The organism is Pseudoalteromonas sp. Ps84H-4, assembly GCF_024124645.1.
Lineage (GTDB): Bacteria > Pseudomonadota > Gammaproteobacteria > Enterobacterales > Alteromonadaceae > Pseudoalteromonas > Pseudoalteromonas lipolytica_C.
The window spans coordinates 53814-62422 of record NZ_JAMXSK010000025.1 but is presented as its reverse complement, the minus strand read 5'-3'; the positions used below and the strand labels follow the sequence as shown (position 1 = coordinate 62422).

The following is an 8609-nucleotide window of genomic DNA, read 5'->3' as shown; positions in this document are numbered from 1 at the left end:
ACTCTGACCGTATTATCTTCACTGACGTAGTCTTCCAACGATTCTGGAAATAACGTTGATTGGTCACGACTTTCACCGCTTATAAACTTTGACATACTGCCTCAACCCTCAACTGAATCAATAGTCTAATTATATAAATATCAGTATATTAAGTGAACTAAATGTATAGATTAATAGATCATAAGCAGAACATACTTAGACCAAAAGGTGATCAGAGTTTTCACACAGTCTGGGCACAATGCGGACATACGGAGCGGCCTGATCGATGTCTTTAGCTGCGATTTAGCTGCCGCTATAAAGGAAGATTGAAAGAACACCTCTCATCTTATGATGCTGAGGTGCTTAGTACCCGCCAAGTTGCCTTAGTTATAAGAAGCGAAAATTTCTCTACCTATTTTGGCAATAGCTTTATTTCTCTCGTCAAACGAAGCTTCAGTCTGGGTGAGATATATCGCAACAATTAATGGCTGCTGTTCATTTGACCAAATCGCAGCGGTGATTCCCCTAGACCCAAAACCACCAGCACCCGACCTATCAGCAATTGACCACCCCTCTGGTAGCACTGAACGCAACAAGCTATCGGACACCTTGTTGCCAGCCATCCATTCAATTAATTGTTCTTTAGAGCCACTTGAGAGTTTCTCGCCATAAAGCAGTTTCCCGAGGCTTTTTACAATCGCGTTAGGTGTTGTTGTATCACGCTCATCCCCGCTTCGCGCTTCATTTAAATGAGGCTCTATACGATCCAGTCGCGTTACTTCATCACCGAGTTCTTTCATGAACAAGGTCAATTCAGATGGGCCACTAATACCGTCCAGTACTATATTAGCCGCTGTGTTGTCACTCATAACCATTGCAGCCGTGCAAGCCTGCTTGAGGGAAAAGCTCTCTCCAACAAGCTTTTCTGTTATCGGCGACCAAGTAATAAGGTCTTGTTCCTCAATCTTCACAGATCGATCAATCGACAGCTTCGCCGTTTCAACATCGTGGAGCAATTTCGCACATGCAAGAGTTTTAAAGGTGCTCATCAACGGAAAACGTGAATCGCCGTTGTAATGCCAAAGGTAACCATCAGAAACGCTGTAGATTGAGACTCCTACTTTAGCACCCAGGTTTTGCTCTACCTCTTTGATGCTGTTGACTATCAGGTCTGGAGAAGAGTTGGCAGGAATGCTGAGGGTTAAGCTGCTTAACAGCGATACAAAAACAACAAATTTGGAGTACATACGATAGTTTTTTCCTAGATATAAAGAAAGGTGTTTCCTGCTCGCGATGATACATCAAAACGAATATCGATTAAAGAATTAGCGTCTGTTATGGGTCGCGACCTGCGGTTTAAAGCAGCTTCGAGTGAAAGAGAATTGCGTCTGCTTTACCAGTTTGTTTAAAAACTCTCACGGTTCGGAGTGGGCCAGCGCTTATCGAGGCCACCGAAGTTGTTCCGTCTCGCCTGAGTCGGACAAGGCCATTTATATTATTTAGTTAACTAGCCTAACTCAACTTTGCTCGGATGAGCGCTAAGGCAACCAATTAGGGGATCCCAGCGGGGATCAGTGAAAAAACTCGACCGAGTGATAGTTGTCAACGCCGTAAAAGTAGGTATGAACGAGATTTATCTTACTATCTTATTATTTTTTCGTTATTTATTAATAGATTTCAGAACATTGACAAAAAAGAGCAATATGGGAAAAGCGCTGGTGAAGGAAAACCAGCAGAAACACGTTCCATGAACAATGGAATACGAAGGCGCTTGGCTTTGATGAAGGCAAGTGCGCCGCTACGGCCTATCAGCGAGACACTCATGACGAACCTCGAAAAATCATAATTAATACTGTTTGTTTATACAGTATCTAATGCTATGCTGATTTCTACAAGTAAAATTGTAGGTAAAACTGTAGTTGTTCGAGTAAGACGCTGTGTTGTCGGTGATTTCTTTTTTGTGTTGAAAAACTAGATGTGGGGGGATCGCTCGCCCTCGTCAAAGCCTGCAAGGCTTGGACAATACTGCTTCTGCCTACTGCTCTTGTTTCTGTTACTGATCCTGTTACTGCTACTGGTTAACGCATGGGTCAAGTAACCGTCAAACAAGGCTTGTTGAACCCTTTGCAAAGGGTTTAAAAACAGTTAGTAAAATTCTGCTTCGTATTGAATTTACTGGCTTAAAGCGAAGTCAGGAGCATCATTAAAATGCTCAGTCGAACTCAGTTCAAGCCTTTTTCAACCGTTTGAAAAGGGGTTGGCTAAGCCATACCTAAAGGGTATCGGTAAGGGTTACCTAAAGGGTTTAGCTAAGGCTTTCTGAAAGGCTTAGCCAAAGCCTTCATACATGGGTTCACCCAGTAGAAAGATTAAAAAAACGCTGAGGTATCCAAGGTGCATTTAGAAAAACCTGTGGCACAGTGAAATCACCTAAAGCGAACAATAGAATTGAAGAGGAACCATCAATGACAAGAGCCCCTGCGCCATTTCCGCTAGAGCGCCTCGCGGATATCCCAGACAGACCAGAAGATTTTAGATTGCTGGAGCGTATTCCATTAACGCGTGAGCCGCAGTCCTGGCCACTTGAACTATCTCCTGTGGTCGGTGATGAACAGCCAATGGTGCTGCTCGATACAGAGACAACTGGACTGTCTGCCGATGACGAGTCCATTATTGAGCTTGGTATGGTTAAGGTGCTTTACAGTCCCTCGGCTAAGCGGATTGTGTCGATTGTTGATGTGATCAGTTTGTATGAAGATCCCGGCAAGCCAATCCCCGAGCTGATTACAGAGTTAACCGGTATTACCGATGACATGGTGCGAGGCCAGCGCATTGATGATTCACTGGTAGCGAGTTGGTTATCCGATGATCCGCTGGTGGTTGCACACAATGCACAGTTTGATCGTCCTTTCTTTGAAAAGCGGTTTGCTGCATTAGGCCATCTATCTTGGGCCTGTTCAGCCAGTGGCATAGATTGGAAGGCGCTGGGTTTTGAAAGTCGAAAGCTTGAGTACCTGCTGCTTCGCTTAGGTTGGTTTTATGAAGGACACCGAGCCGCAACCGATTGTTTGGCGATGGCCTGGTTGTTCCATTTGTTGCCCGAGTCCGTTGCAAACTTGTTGTCTGAAGCAGACAGGCGAACTGTGTTAGTTCGTGCGTTTGGTGCGCCGTTTGACGTAAAGGACTATTTAAAAGAACGTGGTTACCGTTGGCATGACGGCGTTAAAGGTGCCAACAAGCATTGGTGGCGCGAAATCAGCGAAGACGAGTTGCCGCAGGAACAAACTTACCTGGATGATTTGTATCATCGTGGCTCAGAACATGCCCACTATGACTACAAAGATGCCCGTAATCGATTTAAAGCTTTGTAGCTCTCTACAAGGTAAGCCTTGCATATTTGAAAACCTCTGGAAAATGGAAAGTGAACTCATGGTTTAACCAACAAGAGGAATCTTTCCATGTACCAAGACACCTACATTGAATACTGGGGCGAAATCTTCGTCTCTGCCCGCATCATTGAATTTGGCATCACGTTCGAGCGCTTTCTTAAAGATCCATGGAAGCACTTGATGTCCTGTGGCCAAGACTCAGCCCCAGACGCGATTGCTGAAGGGATGTTGCCATTGCTACCAGCCCAGGCAGAGGTTGCTAGGCGCATTCGGGAGAGTGAACAACGAGCCCTGATGTCTACAGAGTCGGACAAAGGGGTATCGCATCGCGGTAACATCGTGGTGCCATTGGTTCGGGTAGCGCATTGATAGCGGCTACCAGCAATGGCATGAAACAGTGTCTTCACGCCCATACCTGAGCGGCAATTGCAATCCAGATCAAAAAGTTGCCGCTTAGTCTTCCCTACAAAATAATTTGTGATAGGATGATACTTAATAAAATTAATTAGGTTGAAGCCTATTCAGTGTGTTATGGCCATCTGTCCAGCTTCAACCGGTAGAGATTGATTAGTCATTGCGGATGAAGAGCAGCATTGAGTGGTGCTTTTCAATGTGATTACGCGATGTCGGTCCGTACTTTATAAACAGAGTTTTAAGAAACTGGTTGAATTGGATAAACAAGACGCATGACAAATGATGGTCTGAAACAAACGGTACCAGCGAGTTCACTCGCTAAAGAAGGCGCGAAAGGAAAGCCAGATAGGCTTTTGCAGATAGCGCAGTTGCCACAAGCAACCAGGGATCGCATTGCCCACATCGATTTCACTTTATTGTTTAAGGGAGAAGCGGTGCGGGCGGATTTAGTCGATCGCTTCAGCATAGCTGCTGCACAAGCAACGAAAGACTTCACAATGTACCGAGAGCTTGCACCAAGCAACATTGAGTATGACCAAAAGCTCAAGTTGCATAAACGTGGTGAAGCATTTGAACCCTTGTTCGACTATGACGTTGTTCGAACACTGGCAACCATCAGCCAAGGGTACGGCGATGGCTTCAGTGGAAAGGTAAAACCGCCTCTGGCTTGTGAAGCGCCTTATCACCTTAACAAGCCGAGTTTATCGATAGTGGCGAAGGTCACCGAGGCCATTCACAAAGGCAAAGCCTTGAGCATCACTTATGTGTCGTTATCGAGCGGTGAAACAACGCGTGAAATTGTACCGCATACGCTGGTGGACAATGGCCTGCGTTGGCATGTTCGTGGTTTTGACCGCAAGCATGGCCAAAGCGGAGCGCCAAATGGGTTCCGTGACTTTGTGCTTACCCGAATTAAAGCAGCGGTCGTGCTTGAGGATTCCATTCTGTCAGAGGCTGAACTTGAAACCCAAGACCGGCAATGGAATCGCTTTGTAGAGCTTGAGTTAGTACCGCACCCACGCATAGAGCACAGCGAAGCGATTGAGCTTGACTATGGCATGAAAGGTGGTGTTTTAAAGATTGAGATTAGAGCGGCAACGGCAGGTTATTTACTCAGACAATGGAATGTCGATTGCTCCAAAGCAGCTCAGCTAAAAACACCCGAATTTCATTTATGGTTAAAAAATTATCAAACTTTATACGGTGTCGGTAACCTTGCGATTGCGCCTGGTTTCGATAGCGTCACAGCATAGGGAAGAACATGAATAATTCAGAACAGCAGTTTTTAAAAGAACTCGATGTAAAGTTGTGGTCGGCAGCCGATCGGTTACGTAACAACCTCGATGCCGCTAACTATAAGCATGTCGTGCTAGGGATCATCTTTCTAAAGTATGTGTCAGACGCTTTTGAAGAGCGCCAACAAGAGTTACGTCAGTTGTTTACTCAGGACGATAGCGATGACAATATTTATTACATGCCTCGTGAAGATTATGACTCTGACGAAGAATACAACGATGCGGTCAATGCAGAGTTAGAACTGCACGAATACTATCAAGAGAAAAACGTTTTCTGGATACCAAAAAGGGCAAGATGGAAATTTATAAAAAGTACTGCTTCTCTTCCGATCGGTAGTGTAATTGACAAAGATAGTCATGGAAATGAAATTAAATTGAGATCAATTTCATGGTTGATTGACAATGCACTGGATGAAATAGAGTCGCATCGGATAAATGATAAGCCAGCAAATCCAAAGTTAAAGGGAGTTTTACCTCGAATAAGTCGTTACGAAGTTGAAAATACGAATCTAACAGAGTTAATAAATAGATTCTCTGATACGAGTTTTAGTAATCCTGAGTTTAATGGAAAGAAGTTAAGCTTAAAAAGCAAAGATATTCTTGGTCATGTATATGAATATTTTTTGGGGCAATTCGCGTTGGCTGAGGGAAAACAAGGTGGGCAGTATTACACACCTAAAAGTATTGTTACTCTAATTGTTGAATTGCTAGAGCCATATCAGGGGCGGGTTTATGATCCTGCAATGGGGTCGGGTGGATTTTTCGTTTCAAGTGAAAAATTTATTGAAGAACACGCAAAAGAAAAAAAATACAACGCATCAGAACAAAAAAAACACATATCTGTTTATGGTCAAGAAAGCAATCCTACCACATGGAAGCTTGCGGCTATGAATATGGCTATAAGAGGCATTGATTTTAATTTTGGGAATAAAAACGCTGATACTTTTCTAGATGATCAGCATCCAGATCTTAAAGCTGATTTCGTAATGGCAAATCCTCCGTTTAACATGAAAGAATGGTGGAGTGAAAAGTTACAAGGAGATATAAGATGGATGTATGGAACACCTCCAAAAGGGAATGCTAATTATGGATGGCTTCAACATATTATCCATCACCTAAATTCTAATGGTAAGGCAGCAATCTTACTTTCAAATGGGTCTTTGACCGTAAATGCTAAAGACGAATATGAAATAAGGAAGTCCATCGTTGATAGTAATTTATTAGATTGTGTGATTGCTCTCCCGACACATTTATTCACTAACACGCAAATTGGTGCATGTATTTGGTGCTTTAGTAAAGCAAAAGACAAAAGACAAAACAGAGCGAAAAATGTGCTATTTATCAATGCTAAAAATTTAGGAACTCTTGAGACTAAAGTAATCAGATCTCTATCAAAGTCTGAAATAGAACAAATAGCGGATTGTTATAAAGACTGGGTTAGATCTGAAGGATACAAAGATCAGCCTGGGTTTTGTAGAAGTGTTGATATAAGTGAGATAGAAAGGCATAAATATGCCCTTGTACCAGGTCGATATGTGGGTTTTGACAGGAAAAATCTTGTATCGAAGGAAGCACAGATTGAAATGTTTAAGAATATTCAAAAAGTAAGTAATAGGCTTAATGAAGTAGTTCTGGCGGCTGAAAAAACAAAACAAATAATGGAGAAAGTTTCAAATGGCTGAACCATTTCTATTAAGTCATAAAGATTGGTTTCATGGAACTTTAGAGGCTTGTAAAAAAACTGGATTAATTCTTCAGGTTGAATCAGGTGGCACACCCAAAACAAATGAAGATGATTATTGGGAAGGAGATATTCCATGGCTAACTCCCAAAGAAATTACTGACATGGATGGTGTTTACGTCAGTAAAACAGAGAGAAATATCACTACTTTAGGTCTTAAAAGTTCGGCAGCAAAACTATTGCCTGCAGGAACAGTAATGCTCAGTAAAAGAGCCCCTGTTGGTGCAGTTGCTGTCAACACTGTTCCTATGGCTACAAATCAAGGTTTTTTGAATTTTACATGTGGGCCACTTTTGAGGCCGCTTTATTTAGCATATTGGTTTCGCTTGAATAAGCCTTATCTTGACGCAGTTGCTAATGGTTCAACATATCCTGAACTCTATAAAAGTGATCTCTTTGAGTTTCACATATCAGTGCCTTCAGTAGATGTACAAGACAAAATATTGAAAGTAATTAGCGCACTTCAGTTTTGTAAACTATCAGGGCATGCACTAGAACAATCCGCATTAGATATGCAGCAACTTAGCAATATAAAAGCAGAAAGTAACGAGTTAGAAAAGACAATAAATCAGGTGATGTTCCTACTATTTTCAGGGGAGCTTTCAATAGATGATCTTAGTAAAAGGCTCTCATTATGATTGGTTTGTGTCAAAAAGGTAGTTGCCGAAAGTTGATTGGTCATACTGGGAAGTGCGATCCTTGGCCGACTAACTGCTGGTCATTTCTGGAAGAAAAAGATAAGAAAAAACTTTCAAAAGCAGGCTACGCAACACCGCGAGGAGGAAAGAAGGGGGCTTATCAAAATCATGTTTATAGAAACAATAAAGTTATCATTCCTTTTGAAAAGATTAATGTTATTGATACTTCAAACTATGAAGATGGGTACATCGTAAGGCTGTACCCTGATCAAGCTTTTATTTCTTCAGGTATTTTGAGTGAAATAAATTTGCCAGATGGTGAGCCACTCGTAATCGGTGAAAATGCTTTTGTATTGTATCGCTCTCATCAATCTTTTGATGAGTTTCCACCGCTTGACGAATGGTCCGTTCGTCACTTGGAGGATAAGAATGGAAATATCGTTGAAAAAAGAAGTTCAGAAGTATTAGACAAAGGGCATTATATTCTTCGCCTTCCAAAAGTTGGTGGAGGCAAGAAAATTATAAAAAATGAAGTTATCGAAGGGCCACCGCAGGGGATTTTTGCTCCTGAATATGCTAACAAGGAAACTAATTTTCTATCACAAGCATCTTTAGCATGGCAAATTATACATACATCGTCTAGCCCATATACAGCATCACAAGCATTACATCTGAAATTAATTCTAGATGAGTGCTCACTTAGTGATGGGGTTCACTATAACTATCTTGGGATGATGAAAGGAAATATTACAACTTGCCCACTATGCCTCAAAAGAATTTCATATGATGAGCTTCATAGTCATATAAACCTTGAGAATGAAGAATCTCTTTTAAACTCTGGCCTAATAGTAGATGGAACCAATCGTTCTACTACAGTAAATCTATTTCATATGATTCCACTTGAATATGAACGGTTGCATCATAATCACTTCTACGTTTCTTGGGGGCATGCAACTTGTAATACCAAGCTTGGGCAGCGAAGATGTTATTCGCTTGCTGAAGTAAAGGAAATGGATATAAAAGTAGCTAAGTTAATTGGTGATAGCATTGAAACTTTTGGGTGGATTAGTGATGACGACAAGATGATTAGATCCCCGAATGGAGCTGTTTGGATCAGAATCTCTGAAGAGCTGTATATAGAGAGGGATTAAAG

General features: G+C 42.0%; 7 protein-coding genes and 1 pseudogene. 6 read left to right on the top strand and 2 right to left on the bottom strand.

The window, feature by feature from the left end:
• Positions 1-362: 362 nt before the first annotated feature.
• Both bla and NH454_RS18670 read right to left on the bottom strand, forming a co-directional pair.
• Complete coding sequence (bla, locus tag NH454_RS18675; protein ID WP_025441399.1) at positions 363-1226, bottom strand: class A beta-lactamase; 864 nt, start codon at positions 1224-1226, stop codon at positions 363-365.
• Positions 1227-1692: 466 nt separating this feature from the next.
• Positions 1693-1803: pseudogene (locus NH454_RS18670) on the bottom strand (UV protection and mutation protein); the annotation flags it as partial.
• A 641-nt stretch (positions 1804-2444) separates the two neighbouring features.
• Between NH454_RS18670 and NH454_RS18665 the strand changes: the two are divergent.
• The 6 genes from NH454_RS18665 to NH454_RS18640 all read left to right on the top strand — a co-directional run bounded on the left by NH454_RS18665 (position 2445) and on the right by NH454_RS18640 (position 8607).
• Positions 2445-3350, top strand: a complete 906-nt coding sequence (locus tag NH454_RS18665) for a 3'-5' exonuclease (protein ID WP_048609065.1) — start codon at positions 2445-2447, stop codon at positions 3348-3350.
• A gap of 87 nt (positions 3351-3437) precedes the next feature.
• Positions 3438-3737 (top strand): hypothetical protein, encoded by a 300-nt coding sequence (locus NH454_RS18660; protein ID WP_048609064.1) that lies wholly within the window; start codon positions 3438-3440, stop codon positions 3735-3737.
• A gap of 317 nt (positions 3738-4054) precedes the next feature.
• On the top strand, positions 4055-5035 hold the full coding sequence (locus NH454_RS18655; RefSeq protein ID WP_048609063.1) for a WYL domain-containing protein: 981 nt from the start codon (positions 4055-4057) through the stop codon (positions 5033-5035).
• Between the two features lie 8 nt (positions 5036-5043).
• Positions 5044-6759: a type I restriction-modification system subunit M gene (locus tag NH454_RS18650; protein WP_001065598.1), complete on the top strand. Its 1716-nt coding sequence runs from the start codon at positions 5044-5046 to the stop codon at positions 6757-6759.
• Entirely contained in the window at positions 6752-7456 is a 705-nt protein-coding gene (locus tag NH454_RS18645) for a restriction endonuclease subunit S (protein ID WP_000829999.1), read from the top strand. The genes NH454_RS18650 and NH454_RS18645 overlap by 8 nt, the downstream gene beginning before the upstream one ends.
• Positions 7453-8607, top strand: a complete 1155-nt coding sequence (locus NH454_RS18640; RefSeq protein ID WP_002040530.1) for a BstXI family restriction endonuclease — start codon at positions 7453-7455, stop codon at positions 8605-8607. Before NH454_RS18645 ends, NH454_RS18640 begins: the two co-directional genes overlap by 4 nt.
• The last annotated feature ends 2 nt before the right edge of the window (positions 8608-8609 follow it).